Annotated in this window: 24 protein-coding genes and 1 tRNA gene; 16 read left to right on the plus strand and 9 right to left on the minus strand. The window is 57.3% G+C overall.

Going from position 1 to position 24,153, the window contains the following annotated elements; all coding sequences use genetic code 11:
* Positions 1 to 426: 426 nt before the first annotated feature.
* Together AAFM46_RS05985 and AAFM46_RS05990 are read right to left on the minus strand one after the other, a co-directional pair.
* Positions 427 to 1,128 carry a response regulator gene (locus AAFM46_RS05985; RefSeq protein ID WP_343320042.1) on the minus strand — a complete coding sequence of 234 codons (702 nt, stop codon included), beginning with the start codon at positions 1,126 to 1,128 and terminating at the stop codon, positions 427 to 429.
* The gene (locus AAFM46_RS05990; RefSeq protein WP_343320043.1) at positions 1,125 to 2,945 is read right to left on the minus strand and encodes an ATP-binding protein; all 1,821 of its coding nucleotides are present in this window, start codon (positions 2,943 to 2,945) and stop codon (positions 1,125 to 1,127) included. The genes AAFM46_RS05985 and AAFM46_RS05990 overlap by 4 nt, the downstream gene beginning before the upstream one ends.
* 126 nt (positions 2,946 to 3,071) lie before the next feature.
* Here AAFM46_RS05990 and AAFM46_RS05995 point away from each other — a divergent pair, with 126 nt between their 5' ends.
* Positions 3,072 to 4,466: a cation:dicarboxylase symporter family transporter gene (locus tag AAFM46_RS05995; protein ID WP_283531616.1), complete on the plus strand. Its 1,395-nt coding sequence runs from the start codon at positions 3,072 to 3,074 to the stop codon at positions 4,464 to 4,466.
* A 164-nt stretch (positions 4,467 to 4,630) separates the two neighbouring features.
* Here AAFM46_RS05995 and AAFM46_RS06000 read toward each other — a convergent pair whose 3' ends face one another.
* Positions 4,631 to 6,307 (minus strand): DUF6297 family protein, encoded by a 1,677-nt coding sequence (locus tag AAFM46_RS06000; protein ID WP_343320044.1) that lies wholly within the window; start codon positions 6,305 to 6,307, stop codon positions 4,631 to 4,633.
* Positions 6,308 to 6,311: 4 nt separating this feature from the next.
* Complete coding sequence (locus AAFM46_RS06005) at positions 6,312 to 7,106, minus strand: ABC transporter ATP-binding protein (RefSeq protein WP_283531613.1); 795 nt, start codon at positions 7,104 to 7,106, stop codon at positions 6,312 to 6,314.
* A 279-nt stretch (positions 7,107 to 7,385) separates the two neighbouring features.
* On the opposite strand from AAFM46_RS06005, the gene AAFM46_RS06010 reads away from it, so the two are divergent.
* From AAFM46_RS06010 to AAFM46_RS06050, 9 genes are all read left to right on the plus strand, one after another.
* Positions 7,386 to 8,267, plus strand: coding sequence for an AAA family ATPase (locus tag AAFM46_RS06010; RefSeq protein WP_283531612.1), 882 nt, complete (start codon positions 7,386 to 7,388; stop codon positions 8,265 to 8,267).
* A 49-nt stretch (positions 8,268 to 8,316) separates the two neighbouring features.
* Positions 8,317 to 9,240: a ScpA family protein gene (locus AAFM46_RS06015; protein WP_283531611.1), complete on the plus strand. Its 924-nt coding sequence runs from the start codon at positions 8,317 to 8,319 to the stop codon at positions 9,238 to 9,240.
* Positions 9,224 to 9,856, plus strand: a complete 633-nt coding sequence (gene scpB / locus AAFM46_RS06020) for an SMC-Scp complex subunit ScpB (RefSeq protein WP_283531610.1) — start codon at positions 9,224 to 9,226, stop codon at positions 9,854 to 9,856. The genes AAFM46_RS06015 and scpB overlap by 17 nt, the downstream gene beginning before the upstream one ends.
* A gap of 36 nt (positions 9,857 to 9,892) precedes the next feature.
* A complete protein-coding gene (locus tag AAFM46_RS06025; protein ID WP_283531609.1) occupies positions 9,893 to 11,041 on the plus strand; it encodes a pseudouridine synthase in 1,149 nt (382 codons plus the stop codon).
* A 7-nt stretch (positions 11,042 to 11,048) separates the two neighbouring features.
* Positions 11,049 to 12,152: a prephenate dehydrogenase gene (locus AAFM46_RS06030; protein WP_343320045.1), complete on the plus strand. Its 1,104-nt coding sequence runs from the start codon at positions 11,049 to 11,051 to the stop codon at positions 12,150 to 12,152.
* A complete protein-coding gene (gene cmk / locus AAFM46_RS06035; RefSeq protein ID WP_343320046.1) occupies positions 12,149 to 12,889 on the plus strand; it encodes a (d)CMP kinase in 741 nt (246 codons plus the stop codon). Before AAFM46_RS06030 ends, cmk begins: the two co-directional genes overlap by 4 nt.
* 23 nt (positions 12,890 to 12,912) lie before the next feature.
* On the plus strand, positions 12,913 to 13,602 hold the full coding sequence (locus tag AAFM46_RS06040) for a lysophospholipid acyltransferase family protein (RefSeq protein ID WP_343320379.1): 690 nt from the start codon (positions 12,913 to 12,915) through the stop codon (positions 13,600 to 13,602).
* A 2-nt stretch (positions 13,603 to 13,604) separates the two neighbouring features.
* A complete protein-coding gene (gene der / locus AAFM46_RS06045; RefSeq protein ID WP_283531605.1) occupies positions 13,605 to 15,161 on the plus strand; it encodes a ribosome biogenesis GTPase Der in 1,557 nt (518 codons plus the stop codon).
* Positions 15,162 to 15,265: 104 nt separating this feature from the next.
* A tRNA-Pro gene (locus tag AAFM46_RS06050) sits at positions 15,266 to 15,342 on the plus strand.
* Positions 15,343 to 15,498: 156 nt separating this feature from the next.
* Here the strand turns inward: AAFM46_RS06050 and AAFM46_RS06055 are convergent.
* A complete protein-coding gene (locus tag AAFM46_RS06055; RefSeq protein ID WP_343320047.1) occupies positions 15,499 to 17,286 on the minus strand; it encodes an acyl-CoA dehydrogenase in 1,788 nt (595 codons plus the stop codon).
* A 393-nt stretch (positions 17,287 to 17,679) separates the two neighbouring features.
* On the opposite strand from AAFM46_RS06055, the gene AAFM46_RS06060 reads away from it, so the two are divergent.
* Positions 17,680 to 18,228 (plus strand): TSUP family transporter, encoded by a 549-nt coding sequence (locus AAFM46_RS06060; RefSeq protein WP_343320048.1) that lies wholly within the window; start codon positions 17,680 to 17,682, stop codon positions 18,226 to 18,228.
* Between the two features lie 355 nt (positions 18,229 to 18,583).
* Here AAFM46_RS06060 and crcB read toward each other — a convergent pair whose 3' ends face one another.
* From crcB to AAFM46_RS06080, 4 genes are read right to left on the minus strand one after another with little or no spacing between them, the layout of a single operon-like run.
* On the minus strand, positions 18,584 to 18,961 hold the full coding sequence (gene crcB / locus AAFM46_RS06065; RefSeq protein ID WP_343320050.1) for a fluoride efflux transporter CrcB: 378 nt from the start codon (positions 18,959 to 18,961) through the stop codon (positions 18,584 to 18,586).
* The gene (locus AAFM46_RS06070; protein ID WP_343320051.1) at positions 18,958 to 19,515 is read right to left on the minus strand and encodes a CrcB family protein; all 558 of its coding nucleotides are present in this window, start codon (positions 19,513 to 19,515) and stop codon (positions 18,958 to 18,960) included. The genes crcB and AAFM46_RS06070 overlap by 4 nt, the downstream gene beginning before the upstream one ends.
* The gene (locus tag AAFM46_RS06075) at positions 19,512 to 19,877 is read right to left on the minus strand and encodes a hypothetical protein (protein WP_283531599.1); all 366 of its coding nucleotides are present in this window, start codon (positions 19,875 to 19,877) and stop codon (positions 19,512 to 19,514) included. The genes AAFM46_RS06070 and AAFM46_RS06075 overlap by 4 nt, the downstream gene beginning before the upstream one ends.
* A gap of 9 nt (positions 19,878 to 19,886) precedes the next feature.
* Entirely contained in the window at positions 19,887 to 20,717 is an 831-nt protein-coding gene (locus tag AAFM46_RS06080; protein WP_283531598.1) for a hypothetical protein, read from the minus strand.
* A 210-nt stretch (positions 20,718 to 20,927) separates the two neighbouring features.
* Here AAFM46_RS06080 and gcvH point away from each other — a divergent pair, with 210 nt between their 5' ends.
* From gcvH to AAFM46_RS06105, 5 genes are all read left to right on the plus strand, one after another.
* Positions 20,928 to 21,314 carry a glycine cleavage system protein GcvH gene (gene gcvH, locus AAFM46_RS06085; protein WP_283531597.1) on the plus strand — a complete coding sequence of 129 codons (387 nt, stop codon included), beginning with the start codon at positions 20,928 to 20,930 and terminating at the stop codon, positions 21,312 to 21,314.
* A 72-nt stretch (positions 21,315 to 21,386) separates the two neighbouring features.
* Positions 21,387 to 21,944 (plus strand): FHA domain-containing protein, encoded by a 558-nt coding sequence (locus tag AAFM46_RS06090; RefSeq protein WP_283531595.1) that lies wholly within the window; start codon positions 21,387 to 21,389, stop codon positions 21,942 to 21,944.
* A gap of 42 nt (positions 21,945 to 21,986) precedes the next feature.
* On the plus strand, positions 21,987 to 22,715 hold the full coding sequence (locus tag AAFM46_RS06095; RefSeq protein WP_283531594.1) for a MerR family transcriptional regulator: 729 nt from the start codon (positions 21,987 to 21,989) through the stop codon (positions 22,713 to 22,715).
* On the plus strand, positions 22,712 to 23,218 hold the full coding sequence (locus tag AAFM46_RS06100; protein WP_283531593.1) for a bifunctional nuclease family protein: 507 nt from the start codon (positions 22,712 to 22,714) through the stop codon (positions 23,216 to 23,218). Before AAFM46_RS06095 ends, AAFM46_RS06100 begins: the two co-directional genes overlap by 4 nt.
* A 264-nt stretch (positions 23,219 to 23,482) precedes the next feature.
* Entirely contained in the window at positions 23,483 to 24,076 is a 594-nt protein-coding gene (locus tag AAFM46_RS06105; protein WP_283531592.1) for a MerR family transcriptional regulator, read from the plus strand.
* Positions 24,077 to 24,153 lie beyond the last annotated feature (77 nt).

The following is a 24,153-nucleotide window of genomic DNA, read 5'->3' on the forward strand; positions in this document are numbered from 1 at the left end:
TCTCCAGGGCGGGCTCGTTGTGGCATCACGAGAAATATGGACATCAAAGTTACCTGCAAGCCACGGAGGCAAAGGAATTCCCCACAAAAGGGCTGCAGTGCAGTGGCTTGCGATTCCACCTGGCGTCACCGAGAGGATAGGCCGAATACGACTGTCGATGTCTTGATCAACTCCCCAGGGAACCCTGATGCCACGGCTGGGAGTATGAAGATCCGGTCCGGCAGTCCGCCGTCGATTGATTCCGCACTCATCGGATTCGTTGACGGTGAAAGATCTGCCTTGTATCCATTCGGGTAAAAGCTGGGCACAAGTCATGAGTTAATTTTGACTCAATTGTGACTATATTTCAGAAGTTATCCACAGGCCCGTTGGAATCGATCTGGGCGGAGGTCAGACACCGGTCACGGGGTGTGGTTATCTCCAATGTCAACGGGGGCGGGACCAGCTGTACTCCAGTTCCGGTCGACCAGGTGAGCCGTGTCGAGGTGCTTTGGTTGCGGAGCCTGTCTCCACCAGGTGGTCAAGATATCGACGTGCGGTGACTCTGGACATGACAAGTGAAGCAGCAGCCTCGGTGGCTGAGGAGGGAGCTTGCTGCGTTCGCAACCAGTCAGCCACAGCGCTGAGTGTCTCGGGCAGCATCCCTTTGGGGAGCAGGAGCTTCCCCGTTGGACGCAACTGTGACAGGGCTCTGTCAATGGCGTCCTGCGAGGTGTGGGTCCTATCCGTGAGCACGTCGTGATAATTGCGGTAGTTGTCCAGCTTTTCTCGAAACGCCGCAAAAGTGAACGGTTTGATCAAATACGCTGTGATGCCAAGTGCAATGGCCGAACGCACCACTTGAACGTCCCTCACGGCCGTGATTGCCACTACATTTGGCATCAGACCCAGCCCATGGATACGCCGCAACAAATCCAGTCCATGTCCGTCTGTCAGATTCATGTCCAAAAGAATGAGCTGAATGGATGCGATATTGGGATCGTTCAGCACAGCCAGGGCAGCCCCCATTCCGTGGGCCTCAGCCACCACCTCAAAGCCTTCTAGTCGACGGACATATTCTGCGTGGGCCGCCAATGCAATGGGTTCGTCATCCACGACGAGCACCCGGATGGGCTCGGGAGCGCTCATGATGGATTCCTAACTTCTGGAGTTGGACCTAGGGGGAGGGTGCCGGCGGGGCGTGAACCTTGCGGGTGTGGTCCCAGCGGCAGTCCCGCTAGGGGCACGACGGCGGTCATGACAGCGCCGCCGTCGTTCTCGCCAGTGATGGTGCCGCCTAGCGCTGCGGTGGCTCGGCGGATCAAGGCAATGCCATAGCCGCGGCCACCAGGTGCCACGGAGGTTTTGCCGGTGGTGCCAATCCGGCCCAGCACATCCAGATCAGTGGTGGGCAAGCCCTGACCGTTGTCCGCCACGGTGAGTGTCAAGGCTCCGTCGGCAACGAGGAGGTCCACCCAGACGGTGGGCTGTGGCGATTCGTTGGTAGGGGATTCTATGCCGGTGGATTCCTTGCCGGGGGATTCTATGTGCAGGGACGCTGACGCAGCGGCTTCAATGGCGTTGTCCACTAAATTGCCCAACAAAGTTACAAGTTCGCGAGTATCTAAAGTATTTGTTGGAAGTGTGCCGGATGCTGTGAGTTCTAGGATGACCCCACGTTCATCGGCTTGGGCACGTTTGCCCAGCAGAAGGGCGGCTAGGAACGGTTCAGTCACGCTGCTGACAAACTCGCCACCGAGCAGCACACTCTCGGAATGTTCTGCCGTAGCGAAGTCAAGGGCTTCCCGCGTGCGGTCAAGTTCGATCAAGGAAATGATGGCATGTAAACGGTTGGCGTGCTCGTGTGTTTGAGAGCGCAACGCCTCAACCAACGTTTGGGTGCTGCTGAGACTGCCTGCCAAGGCTGTCAGCTCCGTGTGGTCGCGCAAGGTGGCAACCGTGCCGGCCGGAGCCGGATTTCCCGGTGTCTGTGCAGGACGTTGGCTCACAACCAGCAAGCGGTCCGCGGCGAGGTGAACCTCGTCCGTGGCGATGCGCCCGCTTTGTAGTAATTCCCGCAGTGAAGCGGGCAGACCCAGCGAAGCGAGGTCGGGGCGTGGCGGGGGAGAAACACGCGCACGGCTAAGGGGGCTCTCCGACGTCGCCCGTCTTGGGGTGCGCGTGGAAGCAGACGCCAACGTGGGACCGGGCGGATCGATGCCCAACAGCAGCGCGGCGTGATCGTTGTACAAAACCATGGATCCGCGCGTATCCACAAGGATCAGGCCCTCACGGACGGAATGCAGCACCGATTCGTAGTAGGCAAACAACTGTCCTAGTTCCTCCGGGCCCCAGCCCAGAGTCACACGTTTGAGGTACCTGCCCAGGGCCCAAGCCGCCAATGACCCGGCCAGTAGCAGGGCTGCGGCAAGCCCCAACACTGCCGGGAGCCTAGCGGCTACGAGTACCTGCACATTGCTAACAGTCACCCCGGCGGCCACCATGCCCGTCACGTCTCCGGAGGCGTCCTTGATGGGAACAATAACCCGCACTGACGGGCCAAGGGTGCCTGTTGTGGTCTCGGAATAAGTAGCTCCTGACTGCGCTTGAGTCATGGAACCTACATATGGTTTGTTGATCTGGCCCGGGTCGGGGTGGGTCCACCGGATACCATCCGGGTCCATGATGGTGATGAAGTCAACCCCTGCATCGCGCATGACTGCTTTGGCATACGGCTGGAGTACGGATGTCGGATCGGGCTCCGAAGCTGCCGCAATAACCAGCGGTGAATCGGCAATAGTCGTGGCGACCGAAAGCATGCGTTGGCTGGTCTGCTCATAGGTTCGGGAGCCGGCGTCGGACACCCAAAGGGCGGCTAAGCAGCCCGTCAGGAGCACGACAAACAGCAGATTGGCTGCGAACAATCTGCGGGCAATGCTCCATCCTCGCCAGAACCGGACCAACATGGGCACCTTTCGTACGACCAATATGAACACAACAGTGAGATAAGTCACTCTGACGGGCAATCTTATGTGAGAGGGATCGCACGCGACACCCACCAATGCTAATCACCAGAACCACAAGGAGTCACCATGAGCTCTCAAAGAAGAGGGACCGCCGCTACGGTCAAAACGAAACGACGCAGGATGGATAAGACCCATTGGCTGTACATCGCAGTCATTGCAGCGGTGGTAGTGGGCACGGCGATCGGATTGATGGCCCCTGAACTTGGGAAAGCGCTCAAACCGCTCGGCACAATGTTTATCGCCTTGATCAAGATGGTTATTGCCCCCATTATTTTCTGCACCTTGGTGATAGGCGTTGGCTCCATCGCCAAGGCAACCACAGTAGGCAAAGTAGGTGGCCTGGCGCTGCTGTACTTCATGATCATGTCCACAGTTGCTTTGGCAATCGGTCTGCTGGTGGGCAACATCATCCACCCTGGCGCCGGTCTAAAGCTGCAACCGTACAGTGCCGCTGCGGGAGCTCAAGAAAACTCCACAGTGAAGTTCCTCATGGAAATGATTCCTGGCGATATCCCGGTGCTGCCTACTCTGGTGCTTGCTTTGATGGTTGGGTTCGCACTGCAGTCCATGGGCAAATCAGGGGAGCCCGTTCTCAACGCCGTGAAGCAACTACAAAAAGTTGTCTTTAAACTGATGATGATGATTATGTGGCTGGCCCCGGTAGGCGCTTTTGGCGCCATTGCCGCCGTTGTGGGCGCCACAGGATGGGCTGCTATCGGCTCCATGGCCATCCTGATGGGTGCGTTCTACCTAACCTGCGCGCTTTTCATTGTGGTTATCCTGGGCTCTATTCTGCGTCTTGTCACGGGCCTGAACATCTTTGCTTTGATGCGCTACCTGGCTCGCGAATACCTCTTGATTTTTGCCACATCCTCCTCCGAATCTGCCCTGCCGCGCCTGATGGCAAAGATGGAGCACGCAGGAGTTTCCAAGCCGGTTGTGGGCATCACCGTCCCCACCGGTTACTCCTTCAACCTCGACGGCACAGCCATTTACCTGACAATGAGCGCCCTGTTCATCTCCACCGCCATGGACATGCCCATGAATCTTGGCGAACAGATCGGTTTGCTGGTGTTCATGGTCATCGCTTCAAAGGGTGCTGCCGGTGTCACTGGTGCCGGGCTGGCCACTCTTGCCGCCGGTTTGGCCGCACACAAGCCGATCCTGCTCGACGGCATGGGCGTGATTGTGGGCATTGATAAGTTCATGTCCGAATGCCGTGCCCTCACCAACTTCACCGGTAACGCCGTAGCCACCTTGCTCATTGGCAAATGGACGCATGAGTTGGACATGGATAAGGCCCGGGCGGTACTCGCCGGCCGTGACCCCTTTGATGAGCTGTCAATGGACGACGACGAACATGACTCCCAGCCCTCGGCCGGCATTGACGGGAACGACTCCGGCAACGACGTTCCTGCCCGGCCAACAGATGCGAAGAAGCCGGTCCCGGCATACGTCTAGATCGCATACGTCTAGATCGCATACGTCTAGATCGAGTACGTCTAGATCGAGTACGTCTAGAACTCGAAAATAAAGCAGGTGGCCACCGTTGTGGGGTGGCCACCTGCTTTATCCATTGACGTGGTTGCGGTGGCGGCTCCGGAATACGGGCAGAGCCGGTGGGGCTACTTGGGGACGGGGACAGCTGGCATGCCGAAGAGGCCGCCGTCTTTTGCCGATTTTGGTTTGCGGATGTGAGTGCCCCACAAGAACGCCAGCCAGGTCAGTGTCAACTGAGCGGGGAATGCTACAAGTGGCACCCCGCCAGAGATCAGACAGATCAGCACCGGCAGGAGCACAATCAAGGTTAAGTCCGGTCCAATCAAAAATGATTTAATGGCTCCGGTGGGAATGGGCCCCATGGGAGCCGCCACAGGAGGCATATTCCAATCGGGCGCCGGCCTGAACCCTGCACGTAAGGTGGCTGCACCCAGACCAGGGCCGGCAAACACTGCCAACGCCAACAGTGCCGGTGAACCCACGCCCAATGCCAGCAACAGTGAGAAAGCGACTGGCGCCCACAGAGTCATTACGGCTGCTGGAAGAACATAGTGCACCAGGCGCACGGTCTTGGCAGGCAGCGGCATCAGCATGTCCACGGCCGGGTTCCCTGCCGAGAAGCGTGCCGTTGACCCTAGCGCCATAGCGGAAAAATGCGCGCACAAATAAAGTGCCACAGCAATCAATACTGCATTGCCCAGGAACTCTACCGATGCCAGGGAAGCAGGAATTGCAGCCAGTACCAGGACCCGTAGAAGAACCGTGGGGGATCGAAGAGCCATGGTGGCGTGGGTGCTGATCAGTGTTTTCACACTTCGTGAAGTGAGCGTGCCACCCTTGAAAATCAGTTTCAGCCGCACTTTGCTTTTACCTGTAGACGGTCCGGCGCTCAACGATCTGGATAACTCCGTTGCATCCATGGACAACAAAGAGCTGGCCGCGTAAGCCCCGGCCGCGGCGCTGGCCTTGAGCTGGCCTGTGGTGATGCGTTCAAGATTGAGGTAGACAATTGTTAGCAGCCCCAATGCCAGGACCAGCACCACCAACAATGGCCAGCGTGCACCGTCGGCCACCAATAAGGGCCAACTGGTGGGAAGGTACTTCATCCATGCCGTTTGGGCCCCGGTAATGGCTCCCGTTCCGGCAACATTGTTGTAAAGCGCCGTGGCAACAAGTGTCAGGGGGGCAATGACAGTGATAGCGCCCATGATGTTTTTTAGCCATGCCCCCGAATTGGTGATCTGGCACCAAGAGGCCAGACCATAGAGCAGCCAGGCCAGCCCAGCCCCACAGAGCGAGGCCAAGGCAATCGAGCCAGGAGTGGGGTTCTTGGACATGCCGAGAGCCAACGGCAAAACTATGATCAGAGCGGCCACGCTTGGCAAGATCATCGATTTCAAAAAGCCTGGCTGGATGAAGCCTCGCCGGCGCACCGGCAGCCCCAGCCACCACGCAGTTTGGGGCAGTGCCATGGCGATCGGGCCCATCGTCATTTCAAGGGCCAACAGTCCTGCCGCCAATGTCAGTAAGACTGTGGCGCTGGCTTGGAGCAGCGTTACCGAGTGGAAGCCTGGGGCCACTGCTGAGGCCAGCAGCGCCGATTCATCCCCCACGCCCAAGCTATGACGCAGGGCCACAATAATTGCCCCAGCCATTGTTAGCAGGGTTAAGCCGCCGAGAATGGAAGTGTAGACCTCCGAAATGAGTTCCATGAGCCCGCCTTCAGTGCGGCTCAGGCCAGCACGGAAGGTGTATTGGCGAATATCTTTGGCGCTAAAACGCTCGCGTGTTTGCAAGGCCATGGCGTTAGTCCGTGTGGGGGTTCTCGGAGGCAATGGCCACCGCGGCTTGGGCTGGGGTCATCGTGTGAATCGTATCTGCAATGAACAAAGCCTTAGTGGCCACGGTGGATAGAAAGGCGGGGTCGTGGGTGACAACGAGCAGAGCCAGTCCGGCGTCTACTTCTGCTCGCAGGCGGGTGGCCAGCCTGTGCCGCATTGACGTGTCCAGACGTTGTTCGGGTTCATCAAGGACCAGCAAGGAGCGTGGGCGCACAAACGCGGACGCGAGGAGCATTCTCCGGCGCTGTCCGGAGGATAAATTGTAGGGTCTTGACTTCGCTTGGGCGGCTAATCCAAAGAATTCAAGCTCGGTGGCAATGACCTCTTCGACGTCTTCGACCCCATGCCCGGCCGCAACGATCGCCAGGTGCTCCTCAACTGTCAACGCGGGGAAGAAAGCATCGTCGTCAAAAACCACGGCAACTTCGCGGCGGAAGTCCAGGGTCCTGTCATCCACTGCGGCACCGTTGATCATGGTTGTTCCAGAGACAGCCGGAAGCTGACCAACCACTGTTTTCACAACAGTTGATTTACCGGCCCCGTTGGGACCAACCAAGGCAAGAGCTTGGGCCGAATGCACACTGAAGCTGACAACCCCACAGACAGCCTTACCGCTGTAACCGGCCTGCAACTTCTCGGCGCGGACAATATCTTTGCGACCCTTGCCGTTGGGACCCTTGGGGTCTGTAGGACTCTTGGGATCCGTAGAATCTTTGGGCTGTGGGGGATTACGGTGGGAAGGGCTGGTAGCTTTGGTCATCACTTGGAAGTATAGGCGCGCGAGCGCACCAAACAGCAGTTGATCACGGTGAACGGCACTGACTTCCTTGGCATGTCAAGGGAGAATATAGGGTTCGGGATGGAAAGATTTTGGCTCTCTGATGGGCTTCTTGGGGCCCTGAGCGAAACATTCATCCTCAACCTGAGGGTCAAGGCTCAAAAGCTATCAAGGGTAAATGTCCTAAACATGCCCGCAGAAACCGGTAACGTAGTCACTGGCAGTGGTGGATTAATTAGCGGCGAAAGTGTGGACTGACAGGTGAGCAACGAGCAGGGTGCAACGGCACTTGCCGGCGAAGATGTAATGGGCCCTACGGGTCGGCCCCTAACGGAATTCCCAGAGCCGCCAGTACTGTCTTCCCATGGCCCGGCACGCGTTATTGCCATGGTCAATCAAAAGGGCGGGGTCGGCAAAACTACTTCGACCATTAATTTAGGTGCTGCCTTGGCCGAAGCCGGGCGCAAAGTACTATTGGTGGACTTCGATCCCCAGGGCGCGTTGTCCGCCGGTTTGGGAACAAACCCTCACGAACTCGACATCACCGTATATAACGTGCTGATGGACCGAAAAGTTGATATTCGTGACGCTATTCTCCATACGGAGATCGAGAACATTGACATTCTTCCCGCCAATATTGACCTCTCAGCGGCTGAAGTTCAACTTGTCAATGAGGTTGCGCGCGAGCAGGTCCTAGCCAGCGCGTTGCGCAAGGTTGAAGATGACTATGACGTTGTCCTCATTGATTGCCAGCCCTCCTTGGGGTTGCTCACCGTCAATGCGCTGACGGCTGCCCACGGCGTGATCATCCCGCTCATCTGCGAATTTTTTGCCCTGCGTGCTGTGGCTCTTCTGGTGGAGACCATTGACAAAGTCCAGGACCGTCTCAACCCCGGTCTACAGGTGGACGGCGTGTTGGCTACTATGTATGACTCCCGCACATTGCATGGGCGGGAAGTGCTGGCACGTCTTGTAGAGGCGTTTGGCGATAAAGTCTTTGAAACCGTGATTAAACGGACCATTAAGTTCGCGGATGCATCCGTTGCCGCCGAACCAATAACTACTTTTGCAGCGAACCACCAAGGTGCCGAGTCCTATAGGCGGCTTGCCAAAGAACTGATAGCACGAGGCGGCTCGCCCTAATTTGATGTCACCAACACAAACCGCGGGGATCGCGGTAGAGGCAGCACCGATGAATGAACAGCGTGCCAGCACACAGCTGGCCAAGGAGCAGTCGGCTGCAGTGCAGACTGGCAGCAAGGGTTTTGAAGTTCGATTAGAGAACTTCACCGGGCCTTTTGACCTGCTCTTGGGGCTCATTTCCAAGCACGAAATGGATATCACAGATGTTGCTATTGCCACTGTCACCGATGAGTTCATCAGTTACTTGAAGTCGCTGGCGGAATTGGGGCAGGAATGGGCTCTGGATGAGGCCAGCGAGTTCCTGGTCTTAGCCGCAACACTTTTGGACCTCAAGGCTGCCCGGCTGTTGCCTGCCGGCGAGGTGGAGAATGACGAAGACTTGGCCCTTTTGGAGGCCCGCGACCTGTTGTTCGCCCGTCTTTTGCAGTACAAGGCCTTCAAGGAAGTTGCCATCCTCATGGGTGCGGAGCTCCAACGAGAAGCACAACGCTTTCCCCGCCAAGTGGGCCTTGAACCGCAATTTGCCGCCCTCCTGCCCGAATTGGTGTGGCGCCACACTCCTGAGCAATTCGCCGAACTTGCCGCCAAAGCGTTGGAAGCCAGAGCTGCACCACGCACGGACGTGGAACTTTCACATCTGCATGTCCAGGCCGTCAGTGTTAGGGAACAAGCCGCCATCATCACGGCCAAGCTCACAGCAGGACGGCCCAAGGGCATGATTGCCAGCGTCCCGGTCTGGACCGGAACGCCGCTGTCCTTTGCCACCCTCAGTGCTGACGCAGAATCATCCATGGTTGTTGTTGCCCGATTCCTGGCCCTGCTAGAACTGTTCAGGGACCAAATGGTGGCCTTCGATCAGCCCCGCCCTCTAGGCGAACTATTGGTGCAATGGTGTGCGGGAACAGCCATCGTGGACAGTACGGCAAGCGACTTCGATCAGGAGAGCAGGGATGTGGATGACGGAGGAAAATGACCAGCAGTTCCCTGGCTTGACTATGCCGGAACTGCTGGAATCTCCAGACGGTGTCAAAGCTGCCCTTGAGGCTGTTTTGATGGTTGTTGATGAGCCTGTCTCCGAAGAAGCGTTAGCAGCCGTAGTGGGTTTACCCACAGCAACGGTACGTGATCTATTACACGAACTGGCAAGGGAATACGACGGTTATACTAGAAAGGGTGGCACCTTACCGGTCCGCGGCTTTGAACTCCGGCAACTAGCCGGGGGATGGCGTGTTTATTCACGGGCTGCTTACGCCGAGATCGTGTCGAAGTTTGTTGTGGACGGCCAGACGGCCCGGCTCACGCAAGCGGCCTTGGAAACCTTGGCGGTGATTGCCTACCGTCAGCCGGTCTCACGAGCTCGTGTTTCCGCTATTCGCGGAGTCAACGTGGATTCGGTGGTGAGGACGCTTGCGCAGCGCGGACTGATTGAGGAAGTGGGCACCGATCCGGTGTCTGGCGCATTCCTGTACCGCACCACAGCGTACTTTTTAGAACGGCTGGGGATGGGCAGCGTTGATGAGTTGCCGCAAATTGCACCTCACCTGCCCGGTCTGGAAAACCTCCAAGATTTTGATGATTCACATTTTTAGCACGACCACAACATTTAGTATTTTAAGGACACACCAATGACACCGACACCTCGCTCCGGAAGTTCTTCCGGGCAGAACCAGCCGCGTGGCGGCAAACCCCGTTCTGGCGCACCCAAGTCCGGTGGTTTTAAAGCCGGCGGTAGCAAGTTTGGTGCACCCAGATCTGGTGGCAGCAAATTTGGCGCACCCAAGACCGGGAGCAACCGGTCGGAGTCCAACGATGGCTACATCAAGCCGGGCGCGGCTAGGGCAGCCGGTTACAAAACCGGTGGGCCCAAGGACAGCTCCGCCAAGTCTCGTGGACCGAAGCCGGCCGCACGCAAGCCCACCCAGAGCGGTGCCCGTCCGTTTAAGAATGAGCAGTACGGCCGCACCGTCAGCCCGTCCAAGAACCGGCCCACTGAGCAGAACCGCCGCCCAACACGCACCACTGACGACATTGACATGCACAATGCCGAAGGCATTCGCCTGCAAAAGGTGATGGCCATGGCTGGCGTAGCATCCCGCCGTTTGTGCGAGGACATGATCCTTGAAGGACGCGTTCAGGTTGACGGCGTCACCGTTACACAGCTTGGTTTGCGCGTGGATCCGGAAACAACTGACATAGCAGTTGATGGCATGACCATTCAGACCAACGAACAAATGGTCTACATGGTGTTCAACAAGCCCAAGGGTGTTGTTTCCACCATGGATGATCCTGAAGGGCGTCCGTGCATTACGGACTTCTTGAAGAAGCGCCAGACTCGGGAGCGTCTTTTCCACGTGGGTCGTTTGGACACTAGCACTGAGGGCTTGCTGATCTTAACGAACGACGGCGAGCTTTCCAACCGCTTGAGCCACCCCAAATACGAAATTCCTAAAACCTATTTGGTGCAGGTTCGCGGTCCGATGGCACATGGAATTGGTGCCCAGCTCAAGGATGGCGTTGAGCTTGAGGACGGCTGGCAGCGGGTTGACTCCTTCCGCTTGGTGGACTCGACTCCGGGGCACGTGCTGGCAGAAGTTGTTTTGCACTCAGGAAAGAACCGTATTGTGCGCCGCATGTTTGATGCTGTGGGCTACCCGGTTGAGCGTCTTGTCCGCGTAAAGTTTGGACCCATCGCTCTGGGCGATCAGCGCCAGGGCAGTGTTCGCGTCCTGGGCCGTCACGAGGTTGGTTACCTGCTGGCAGACGTAGGGATGTAAGCAGCGAATGAATCCGTCGCACTTGAGAGGTCCAGTGCTGATTCTTGGCAGCGGGCTGCTGGGAGCCAGCATTGGTCTGGGGCTGCGGGCCCGTGGTATCGAGGTTGTTCTTTACGATCCCTCCCCCTCGGCCCAGGCAGTGGCTGTGGACATTGGTGCCGGCTGCGCCTTTGACGCCGCAGCTGAACTGAACCCTGAGCTAGTAGTGGTCGCTGCACCGCCGGATGTTACGGCTTCGGTGGTGGCTGCCGCGCTCACCACCTACCCCCGCGCCGTCGTGGTGGATATAGCAAGTGTCAAGGGTTCGGTCCTGGCGCAACTTCAGTGTCTTGAAACACTGGAGAGCAAGTCTTTGGAGCGTTATGTGGGCACCCACCCTATGGCAGGACGGGAACGCTCAGGCCCCGTTGCTGCGCGCGCGGAACTGTTCAATTCGATGCCTTGGGTGCTATGCCCCGCAGAGTCGAGCAGCGCGCATGCCGTGAAGGTGGCGCATTCATTGGCGCTGGAACTTGACGCTGTCGTGTTCGCGTTTACTCCGGATGAGCACGATGGGGCTGTGGCACTTGTTTCGCATTTGCCTCAGATCATGTCCTCCCTGGTAGCAAGCAGACTCCAGGAAACGCCGTCGCACGCTTTGTCACTTTCTGGCAACGGCTTGCGCGACGTGACCCGGATTGCTGCCAGCGATCCCTCCTTGTGGGTGCAGATTCTAGGCGCCAACGCTCCGAAGCTGCTTGAAATCATGGAAGGGGTCCGGACGGACCTGGACCGTTTGATCAAAACGCTCAGTGCGCCCACGGCTCCCGGGGCACGGTTGGACCTGGCACAGCTCATGGCTGAAGGGAACGCCGGGCAAAGCCGGATTCCCGGTAAACACGGTGGTCCTGCTTTGCAGTACTCGTGGTTGACAGTGCTTGTTGACGACAAGCCCGGGCAGATCGCAAAGTTGCTGACCGAGATCGGTGAGATTGGCGTCAACGTCGAGGACCTGCGCCTTGACCACTCGGCAGGGCATCAGGTTGGCATGGTTGAACTTTCAGTGCTGCCCTCACGGCGGGTACTGCTGGTTGATGAATTGACTGTACGCGGTTGGAAGGTAATGCAATGAACAAGTTTGAAGAGGCTGCACAGGGTGCAGAGCCGGTGGATGCTCAGTTGCGCCAAGGCAAATCCTTCGTGGTTGCCGTGGACGGACCCTCCGGATCAGGGAAGTCAAGTGTGAGCAAGGCCGTTGCCAAGCGGCTTGGTCTGGCATTTTTGGACACCGGGGCCATGTACCGCGGTTTGACCTGGCACTGCCTCAACGCCGGTTTTGACCTGAATAACGCGGCCATGGTTGAGGCCGCGGCGCGGACCATCAAGCTTGAACAGAGCATGGAACCAGAGTCTGAATTTGTCAGGGTCAACGGCGTGAATGTCACAACGGCCATCCGTGAGCCGGAAATTTCCGCCTCCGTCAGCACAGTGGCAACTAATCTAGGTGCACGCGCCGAGCTGGTGCGTCGCCAGCAGGCCATCATTGCCGAGTACAACCACCGCATTGTGGTTGAAGGACGGGACATCACCACTGTTGTTGCCCCCGGAGCCGAGGCACGCCTGATCCTGACAGCCAGCGAGGAAGCCCGTCTGCGTCGACGAGGCCTGCAACTGGGTGGGACGCAGACTGCCGAACAGCTTGCCGAGCAGGTGCTTGCCCGCGATGCCAAGGACTCGAGCGTCGTAGACTTCCAGCGTGCTGCCGACGGAGTTTATACAGTTGACTCTTCGGAACTGGATTTTGTGCAAACTGTGGAGGCCGTCATTGCCGTGATCCGCCAAGCAATCAATGCAGATCCGCCTGCATGAACACAAAAGAAAAACCGTTGGCGATGATTACTGTTCCACCTCCGCGGTGGAAAACGCGCTGGAGCCGGCCTCTGGGGCGTGTGATTGACCACGCCGTGTACAGGACAACAGTCTTGGGGCGGGCTAACATTCCTTGCGAGGGCGCTGTCGTGTTTGCTGCAAATCACCTCAGCTACCTTGATGGCCCTGTGCTGGTTGGCGCTAGCAGCAGGTACATGCATGTTTTGGTTCGCCATAACATGTTTAAAGGACTTCTCGGTTGGATTTTGCACGCCTCCGGACAGATCCCAGTCAACCGGGGTGGAGACCGTACAGCCCTACAATGCGCTAAAGCGGTCCTGGACCGCGGAGACTGCGTTGGAATCCTGCCAGAAGGTACCAGGGGCAGCGGAGATGCCTCTGCCATGAGCGGTGGGGTAGCGTGGCTGGCACTTAACTCAAGTGCCTTCGTCGTCCCGGTAGCTATTCTGGGAACCCGGTATACGGGGGAACATCTCGATAAAATTCCAGCACCGCGGCGTAGGCTCTATGTGGTGTTTGGGGAACCATTGTCAATCACGGGTGAGCCGGGAGTTTCCGGCCGTGTTTCAATGGACAGAGCAACCGAACAAATCCGCCTGCGGCTGGCGACACACATAGCCGCCGCACAAGCCGTAACGGGGCAGGATTTGCCTGCGGACGATCACCTATCTTCAAAGCATAAAGGACAGTAACCATGAGCGACTCCAAGTCAACCACACCCGCCGGTGACGGCGAGGTTGGTCACCAGGACTACGTACCCACGGGTACTGACCAGATAGCTGAGAGGCTGGCGGCGATCTCTGACGAGGACGCCGATGCCCGCGCGGCAGGGCTCCTTGCAGGCCTTGCCAACTACGAGCTCGACGACGAAGATGCGGCACTGCTTTCGGGTGGGTTCGACGAAGGCGACGACTTTGATGCGCTACGTCAGGATCCGATACTTGCCATTGTTGGCCGTCCCAACGTGGGCAAGTCAACACTTGTCAACCGTATCCTGGGCCGCCGTGAAGCGGTTGTCGAGGACACCCCCGGAGTAACCCGCGACCGGGTCCAGTACACAGCCGACTGGCTTGGACGCAATTTCACCGTGGTTGATACCGGTGGCTGGGAGCGCGATGCGCGTGGACTGGATTTGCGTGTTGCTGAGCAGGCCGAACTGGCTGTGGAGATGGCTGATGCAGTACTCCTGGTAGTGGATGCGATAGTAGGAATTACTGCCTCCGATGAGGCTATTGTGCGCATGCTGCGCAAGTCCAAGAAGCCTGTCATCCTTGTAGGTAATAAAATTGATGACCTCGTCCAGGAAGCCGATGCCGCAACTCTGTGGGGGTTGGGGCTGGGGGAACCGCACCCCGTTTCCGCCGTCCATGGCCGTGGTGTGGCGGACATGCTTGATCGGGTCATGGAGGTTCTGCCGGAGTTTTCCGCAGTTGACGGCATCGAACGCACGGGAGGGCCCCGCCGCATCGCTTTGCTGGGACGGCCCAACGTGGGAAAGTCTTCACTGCTGAACAAGCTCGCAGGCACGGAGCGCGTGGTAGTTGATAACGTTGCAGGCACCACCCGCGATCCGGTAGATGAGCTGATTGAGCTTGGCGATCGCACCTGGCGCTTCGTGGACACAGCAGGAATACGTCGCCGCGTGCACATGGCCCAGGGTGCCGACTTCTACGCGTCGCTACGTACCCAGACTGCCTTGGAAAAGGCGGAAGTTGCTGTAGTGCTGATGGCGGTGGATGAGGTACTCAGTGAGCAGGATGTGCGCATCCTGCAGTTGGTTATTGAGTCAGGGCGTGCACTGGTGTTGGCGTTCAATAAGTGGGACTTGATGGACGATGAACGCCGCAAGTACCTAGAACGTGAAATCGATCAGGATCTTGCCCACGTCGAATGGGCACCGCGGGTGAACATTTCAGCTAAAACTGGTTGGCACAAGGACAAATTGGTTCCCGCCCTGGACATAGCACTGGAGAACTGGGATCGGCGCATCCCCACAGGTCGCCTCAATGCTTTCCTGGGGGAATTGGTTTCGGAACACCCGCACCCCGTGCGGGGCGGCAAGCAGCCACGTATTTTGTTCGGCACTCAGGCATCGAGCCGACCGCCGAAGTTCGTCCTGTTCACCACAGGCTTCCTTGACCCCGGATACCGCCGCTTCATTACTCGCCGCCTGCGTGAAACCTTCGGCTTCGAAGGAACACCCATCGAAGTGGCCATGCGAGTACGTGAAAAACGGAGCCGGAAGAAGTAAGCTGACTCACAGTTCAACCTGTTTTGGTCCTGTCTCGGGTAAATATGAGGTAAGCTTCTTCAGGTGGTTCAGCCACGGGAGATACCTTCTGGATGCTGAACTTTCGGGCTGTAGCGCAGCTTGGTAGCGCACTTGACTGGGGGTCAAGGGGTCGCAAGTTCAAATCTTGTCAGCCCGACCACAACAAACCCGCTGTTCTCTGGTTTCAAACTAGAGGACAGCGGGTTTTTTGGTGCCGCAAACCGACTGGCTGGTAGCACCTAACAATGCCCGGCTCCCGATCCACGATGGGGATGGGAGCCGGGCACTTTTGCCGCACTTGTAAATGCTGGCTTTTCTACTTTCGAGCTGAGCCCGAGAGTTGACGTGCATCCAGTGCGAACAAGTCTGCAGAACCGGCGGTGGCAGCACCCAGTAAGCTACCGCATTGGGGGAGTAGCTGTTCCGCATGGAAACGGGCCAGTACCAGCTGGCTCTGTGCCAGGGCCGTGTCACCTGTTCCTGCGGCGGCCACGGCAGCTCGGGCCAGCATCCATGCGGAGGTGCAGAGCCCCCACATGCGCAGGTACGGAGTTGAGCCCGAAAGTACCGCGTTGGGATCGCTCTGGCCTGTCTTTAGCATCCAGTGAGTAGCTTTTTCAAGCGCATCGAACTGTTTGGCAAGTTCCGCACGAATCGTAGAGAAGTCGGTTCCGGCCCCCGCAAGATCCATGTCGATCTCCCGCATTGTGGACAGGAACTCCAGGATCGAGGCGCCGCCACGGATTGCAAGCTTGCGACCCACAAGGTCTGCAGCCTGTATCCCGTTGGTACCTTCGTAAATCGCAGCAATACGTACGTCGCGTACGTGCTGAGCTGCTCCTGTCTCCTCTATGAACCCCATACCGCCCTGAATCTGGAGCGCCAAAGACGTGAGTTCATTGCCAAGGTCCGTTCCGAAAGACTTGCAAATCGGAGTAAGGAGGCCAACAATTTCATCGGCACGAGCCCTGACAGCCGGGTCTGGATCGTTGGTGCTGCGGTCAACGTAGGTGGCGTCGAGCAAGGTGAGGTAGCGCAAGCCGGCAATGGAGGCACGCTGTGTCATCAGCATGCGGCGCACGTCCGGAAACTCGATGATGGGTGAGCTGCCCGTGGTAACACCGATGGCCTGGCCCTGCTGCCTATCTTGGGCGTAGGTGAGCGACTGCTGGTACGCGCGTTCGGCCACGGCCAGTCCCTGCACACCAACACCGAGCCGTGCGCTGTTCATCATGACGAACATGATCCGCATACCCTTGTTTTCCTCACCGATCAGGTAACCGGTGGCATTCTCATAGGAGAGTACGCAGGTGGGAGAGGCGTGGATACCCATTTTGTGTTCAAGGGAGAGTGTTTCTACAGTGTTGCGTTCCCCTAGGGAGCCATCCTCATTAACAAGGAACTTCGGCACTATAAAGCAGGAGATTCCGCGGGTGCCAGCCGGGGCATCCGGGGTTCGTGCCAGAACCAGATGAACAATTTGTTCAGCCATGTCGTGATCGCCATAAGTAATGAAAATTTTCTGACCCGTTATGGCGTAGCTGCCGTCCGCATTCCTCACCGCACGGGTGGTCAGTGCACCCACATCCGAGCCTGCCTGCGGCTCGGTGAGGTTCATGGTTCCCGTCCATTCACCGCTTACCATTTTGGGAAGGTAGCGCTGCTTAAGTTCATCGTCGCCATAGTGTAGGAGCGCCTCAATGGCCCCCTGTGTCAGCAATGGGCAGAGAGAAAAGCCCATGTTGGCGCTTGTCATGAGTTCCTGGATGACCAGCCCTACAGTGCGAGGGAAGCCACCACCGCCAAACTCCTCCGGTAGGGGCACGGACCCCCAACCAGCATCCACGTACTGCTGGTACAACTCTTTGAAACCGTCAGGGGTGGCCACAGTGCCATCTGATTGGAGTGTGGAGCCCTGGATGTCACCCGTGCGATTCGTCGGGGCCACAGCCTCCGACATAAACTCACCGCACTGTTCAAGGAGCTCTGTCACCGTTTCGAGGTCTGCGTGTTCGAAACCTGGCAACTTGGCGATGTCTTGGTATCCCACAACATGCTCAAGTGCGAAGGAAATGTCTGCGATTGGGGGTTGGTATTGGCTCATAATCGCCAGCGTACCTTGGTAACCACCTTTGTGGCGAGATTTTGTTACTAACCAGTAATGTTGCACGGGTCACATTGTGCGCACAGGGGCAACTTCGGCTTCAAGCGCCCGTGTGGAACAATCGGGCAGGGTCGTGGAGGGAGAACGCCAGCAGTGAAGGTACACACCGAATCCAGTTACTTGATTTGGATTTCGTGAACGCGAGTATGGCATTGGCCCTGGTGTTGGCGATATTCACCGGTGCCACGATGCAGCGACTAACAGGTATGGGGTTCGCACTAGTCTGCGCGCCTTTCGTGGTGTTGATCATGGGGCCTGTGACAGGGATAGTGCTCGTTAATGTCTGCGGAGCCGTCGCCTCAGCCCTGGTCATCTTTAGAGTCTATAAATATATTGACTTTAAAAAAATATCTCATCCTTGCTTTCGCGGCGCTTGCCGGAGTTATTCCGGGGGCAATTATCCTCAAGTACATTCCGGGTGCCTGGCTGCAGGTCGGAGTGGGGGTGGTTGTGCTCATCAGTTTGACCATGTCGTTGCGAATGAAATCGCCTAGCAAGGAATCACGACTGAGCCCAATGATCCTCGCGGGCACAATGAGCGGTGCTATGAACACCACAGCAGGCGTGGGTGGACCGGCTATGAGCGTGTACGCCGTTGCATCAAAGTGGGACCAGCGCTCATTTGCTGCAACCATGCAACCATATTTTCTAACCATCGGAGTTGCATCTATTCTCGCCAAATACCTTGCGACTCCCGGGTCTATGCCTCAGATGGAGATATGGACATGGGCAGCCGTTGGGGTAGCGATCGTGGCTGGTTTGATTGCGGGCGAGATATTGGCCCACTGGATTGCACCCCACCGTGCGCGATCCCTTGTGGTCATCCTTGCCTACGCAGGGGCCACGGCTGCAACTGTCGGTGGCATTGTGGAGCTTGCTTAGCCAACACTCGCTTTTCTTTTACTTGGGGGCTCTGATGGTTAGGGAGGAGCATGAGCCACAAAGAATGTCACACCGTAAGAACTCTGCACCATGAAATCAGGCACTGTGTAATCACGCAGTGTGAAATACGGCTCATCGGGGCTTTTCAATACAACTGTTCAGCTAATGGACAGGTAGTGTTCTTGTTAGCCAATGCGCTCTTCTCAGAGTTAGCTGCGGTTAGGCCCGTACGAGTATCTCGCCGATGCTCTGCGGGTCGTCTTATTTTAATCGCCTTGGCTGCTCAGGGTTAGCGGCCAGACCGGCCAGGACAGCTAAACGTGCCGTGGCCGATCTTTGGTGGCCCCGGAACGCACTAAAAGAGCGAACCAAGCCAAAAGCCAAAAGCTGCGGCTGCCACAGTGGAAATTAGAGATCCCAAAGCGTTGGCCAATGAAGCAAAGTACCGTTCTTCACCCATCAAGCGCACAGTTTCATAACTGGCGGTACTGAAAGTGGTGTAGCCACCCAAAAAACCGGCGCCCAAGAATAGCGCCCATTCCTGGGAAAATAAATGCCCGGCCGCCAACGAGGTCAATAGGCCCAGCGCCAACGACCCTGAAACGTTGATGATGAACGTGGCCAGCGGAAAAATTGTTCGCAAACGGCTTCCAACCGCTCCATCGACAGCAAACCGGGCAGCGGCACCGATCCCGCCGGCAACCGCCAGAGCAGCAAAGACCAAAGGTGTCATGGCTGGCTTTCTCGCTGAATTCTGGGTTTCTCAGGAGTGTCGTGACCGACTCTTTCGGAAAAGGTACCGACTCTTTCGGAACAGGTACCGAGTGCTATCCCAGCCCAGGTAGCCAAGACACCTGTGAACACCGTGCCCAGTCCATAGGCAGCAGCCCAGGCCCAGGCCGATCCACCTGAACTGGAGCCTCCAGCGATGAGTACGACGCCAACGGCCAGTGCACTGTAGGTTGTGAAGCCGCCACAAAACCCGGTTCCCAACAGCAATCGCAGTCGTCGGTTGCGCTCCAGTGCATTTCTGGAAGAATTCGACGGCGGATAGCCTTCCGCGTCGTTGCTTGAGTGCGGGCGGTTATTAAGCGCATCTTGGCGGTTGAGAATGGCGTAAAGGAGCCCCAAGAGAAAAGCGCCAACGATGTTTGCAACGATGATGGACACGGGCAGAGGACCGGCATCAGGCACGGCCAAAACAAGAGCCTGTCGAGCTCCGGCCCCCAGCGTGCCACCCACGGCGACAACGGATAAGGTTCGGACGTCTAGATACGGTATTTTCACTTGCTGGCCTGCCCCGGCAACCCCAGCTTGGTGGTGATCACCAAAACCGGAATGTGGTCAGTGCAGGCACGTTTCACCGCCACGCAACGGTGGCATTTTTTATGCAGCGAAGTCCGGCTGTCTCCGTGCGTGCCTCCCAGAGTCGTGTTTGACTTGAGCGTCTGCACGCCCCGGGGGATAGCCGGCGCGGGCGAGCCGGGCCACCGGAGCGGCCACTGCAAATCCAGGGCTCCGGTTTTTTGTTCCAATGAGTAGGCGAGTTGTGCCGGGAGATCGGCCGCTAGGCGTGCTCCTTCAGCCACGATGGTGGACGACTGCCCTGGCTGGACGCCAACTAGTGTGCAGGGCTGAATCTGTTCCATAGCCGAGCTCTAGTTCGGAGGCGTGTCGGTGTGCGGGGCTGGGGGCAGCGCTTCTGATGCTGGGGTAGATTCGATGGTGTCGGGCCCAGCATCTTGCTGGGCCGGGGCCGTGCGACGTTCCAAACGGGCGGTTGCCTTGGTTGCTTTTTCGGCTGCTCGGGCATCGGCTTTAGCCTGCTTGTCAGCCACCTTGGCGGCATCCCTGCCCGCGAGCTTCTGGGCCAGTTTGTCCTTATAAACTAATTTCTCGGCGGTTTTAATCTCCCTGATCCGTTTCCCGCGGCGGCGCCACATGCGTCCCAACACAACCAACGCCACTGCGCACACCACCCCGACAACCATGAACAACTGACTCCATGTACCAAACCAGTTGGCGCTATTGGCCCAGATGGACCGTGCATCGGCGGCAGTTTTTGTGTTCCCGAACAGGACGGCGAGTGTCAGTAGGTTGGGGATGGTTAGGAGCACAGCGAGTGCGAGCAAGGAAACCCGTACCCACTTATTGAGCCGACGCCTGTGAGCTTGCCAGGCGATGACGACAGGGAAGAACGAGAAGACAAATCCGTAAAACATGCCAAGCGGAATGCTGTTGCCCAGTTGACCGCCGATCTGGTCCCTGATCGAGTTGGCCCACATCAGCGGCACAGTCACAGAGGCCACAAAATAAACAATGACCAGCACAGCAGCGGCGCCCATGCCAAGAATGGTGCGAAAAAGCCAGCTGGGCATTTTCGTTTCATTGCTGGTTCCTGGTGCCGTCGGCAAATGTGTGGGCGTGCTGCCCCGGGTGTCTGGGGCTTGCCCGTCACCGGAGTAAGTAGGAGTAACTGAATCGGTCATAGGTAAATCATCCCAGATTCGTTGCAGGACGGGGTAGATTTGCCACTAGAGGCCTTAGAAAGTACCTTCGACTTGTAAAGAGCGGCCCCACACTAAAGACTGGTTGTGGTTTGTGGGTAAAATCAGCCATGACCCTAGTTTTGATTTTCTTTAATGTAAACTCCAGTTTCTCTTCGCGCGGCCGCGAGTGAACCCTGAAAGGCGCCCATAATGAGCAGCATTCCCGCAGACCTGTCCTATACAGCAGAGCATGAATGGGTTATGGCACCCACAGCTGATGGCGTGGTGCGAGTTGGCATCACCGATTTCGCTCAAGATGCCCTTGGTGACGTTGTGTACGTCCAGGTTCCTGAACTTGGCACCGAAGTCACGGCAGACACGGTGGTGGGTGAAGTTGAATCAACGAAGAGTGTCAGCGATATTTACGCACCGCTGACGGGGAAAGTGACTGCCCGCAATGAAGCTCTTGATACCGATCCGGCGCTCATCAACTCAGCTCCTTACGGTGCCGGCTGGCTCATGGAAATCACTCTTTCTGAGACGTCCACTTTCGACTCGTTGCTCAGTGCGGAGGACTACCAGAAAAAGGTAGGCTAGTACTTAGTTCTATAGAGTTTTATTTGGGGCCCAACAGGGTTTCCTACTACTTTGCGGCAAGGAGGAGTACCAATGGTTGACAAGGGCAACGACGCCGGGGTGAATGATCAGGCCAACGCCCAAGATCACTCCGGTGCAACAGATACCACCTCAATTCATCTGCCTCCCGTCCAAGCTGGGTCCTTGACGGTCCCTGTTTTGGCATCGGATGAGGAAAATGCAGTGAGCTCGCTTCCCACGGGTTCGGCGCTGCTGATCGCCCACGTGGGGCCAAACGCAGGTGCAAGGTTCTTGCTTGACAGCAAGGTCACCACAGCTGGTCGTCACCCTGACGCTGACATCTTCTTAGATGACGTCACGGTTTCGCGTAGGCACGTGAATTTTTTGAAGTACGACGGCGGGTTTGAAGTCATTGACGCTGGAAGCCTCAACGGCACCTATGTCAATGGGGACCGGGTCGATGCTGTGCGCTTGCGTTCAGGTAATGAGGTTCAAATTGGTAAGTTCCGGCTCACCTACTACTTCAGCGCAGCAGACACAGCGCCCGCAGACACAGCGGTGGGCGATGCAGTGTCTGACGGTTCCGTATCCGGCGGTTCAGTGTCAGGCGATACGGCTGCGGACTCTTAGGGCGTTGTGGGAAGTCTGAGCACTGGAGCCCGGAGCCGATTGGTGGACGTCCAAACTAACCGGCATCTAGGTGCCGGAGGTGTCTTGAATATTGGCGAGGTTTTGGCCCTGCTGTGCACGGATTTCCCAACTGTCACGGCATCCAAGATCCGCTTTTATGAAGAAAAGGGATTGATCACCCCTCAGCGGACGCCCGCCGGTTACCGTCAGTTCCATGACTCCGACGTTGAACGGCTGCGCTTTGTTTTGGCTCTCCAGCGAGATCATTACCTGCCATTGAAAGTCATCCGCGAATACTTGGATGCTATTGACTCCGGTCTCACCCCGGTGAACCTACCTCCGGGTGTTTCGATTACGCCGCGGATGGTCTCCGAGGACCTTGCTAAGGAACTTAAGAGTCGATCACGACGGCTGACACCCGAGCAACTGTGCGCTGAATCCGGGGCCAGTGCTGAGCTGTACGAAGCTATGCTCAGCTATGGCTTGATAGGGCTCCAGGATGGCACATTTGATGATCACGGCCTGAAAGTTGCGCAAGCGTGCACCGCCTTGGCTGCACACGGACTTGAACCGCGGCACTTGCGGCCCTTTCAGGCTGCTGCCGAAAGAGAATTTGGTTTGGTTGAGCGAGCCGTTGGGCCCGTGTCCTCGCGTAAGGGCAGCACCTCAACTATGCGGGCGGCTGAGGCGGCCCGGGAAATAGCCGAGTTATGTTTGGGATTGCATAGTGCTCTGGTGCAGGCCCGGATAGCCGAAATGGAAACGCCGTGATTGAAGTAAAAATTGTCGGTGTTCGAATAGAGATGCCCTCAAATCAGCCGCTGGTCCTACTGCGTGAATTGATGGGTGAGCGTCATATCCCCATCTGGATAGGTGCCTCTGAGGCCACCGCCATAGCTTTGGCAGAGCAGGGCGTTGTGCCGCCAAGGCCTCTGACTCATGACCTGCTCTGCGGAGTTGTACTGGCTCTAGGCCACAGTATTTCTCAAGTGAACCTGACAAAAGTTGAAGACAGCGTCTTCTACGCCGAACTGGTTTTTGATAACGGAACCATCATTGGTTCGCGAGCCTCAGACGCCATCGCCATCGCTCAGCGAGCACAATGCCCCATTTGGGCTGCGGAGTCTCTCGTGGATGAAGCCGGGGTTGTCATTGGCGATCACGACCAGGATGGCAATGAGCAAGCTGTCGCTGACGATGAGGCGAAAGAACGTGAAGTACGTCAATTTAGGGAATTCCTCAATGAGGTCGAACCGGAAGACTTTGACAAGTAATTTCGCCGGATTTCACGTTTTTTGGACAATGTCTAAGGTTAAACTTGAAGCTGAAACTTTCGACACGGTTAAATTGTTGTGCAGACGTCTTTGACCTTGGTCCCGCACCCCTCTAACGTCGGAGTATCGAGTTCCCCATTGCAAGCTTCGGCTGGCACGGGCACACTTGAGGTACGAGCCCGTAAAGCTCGCCCTCGACGTGTCTGGCCTTGGCCGTGTGTCAGCAAACCAACCGTCCAGGGGGCTGTGAACAGGAGGATCCACGTGAGTGCTAAGAGTGACGCCGGCGAGCTAACGGCAGCCGTTGTCCCCAGCACTGCCATGAAGGCAGGTTCGCAGGGTTTGCTTTTCACTGAAGATCTGCCCGTACTGGATGAAAACGCAGGCTACCGAGGGCCAACAGCCTGCAAGGCCGCCGGTATCACCTACCGCCAACTGGATTACTGGGCCCGGACGGGACTGGTGGAACCTGCCGTGCGCGGAGCAGCCGGTTCCGGTTCGCAACGGCTCTATGGTTTCCGGGACATTCTCGTTTTGAAGGTTGTCAAGCGGTTGTTGGACACAGGTGTTTCGCTGCAGCAGATTCGCGCGGCCGTTGAACACCTGCGCGAACGTGGCGTTGAAGATCTGGCCCAAATCACTTTGATGAGTGATGGCGCATCAGTCTATGAATGCACCTCAGCGGATGAGGTCATTGACCTTGTCCAGGGTGGCCAAGGTGTCTTTGGGATCGCCGTGGGACGTGTCTGGCGAGAAGTTGAAGGTAGTTTGGCGTCGTTGCCCAGTGAGCATGCAGCTGTGCAGAGCTTCCCCGATGATGAGCTGGGTAAGCGCCGGGAAACCCGCAAGATTTCCTAGAACCAACTCTCCTAGAACCAACTACAGCTAGAAGTGGAACCGGGAAGAATTAGCAACAGGTTCTGGTTTTTGAGTCA

Source organism: Arthrobacter sp. TMP15, from assembly GCF_039529835.1.
Lineage (GTDB): Bacteria > Actinomycetota > Actinomycetes > Actinomycetales > Micrococcaceae > Specibacter.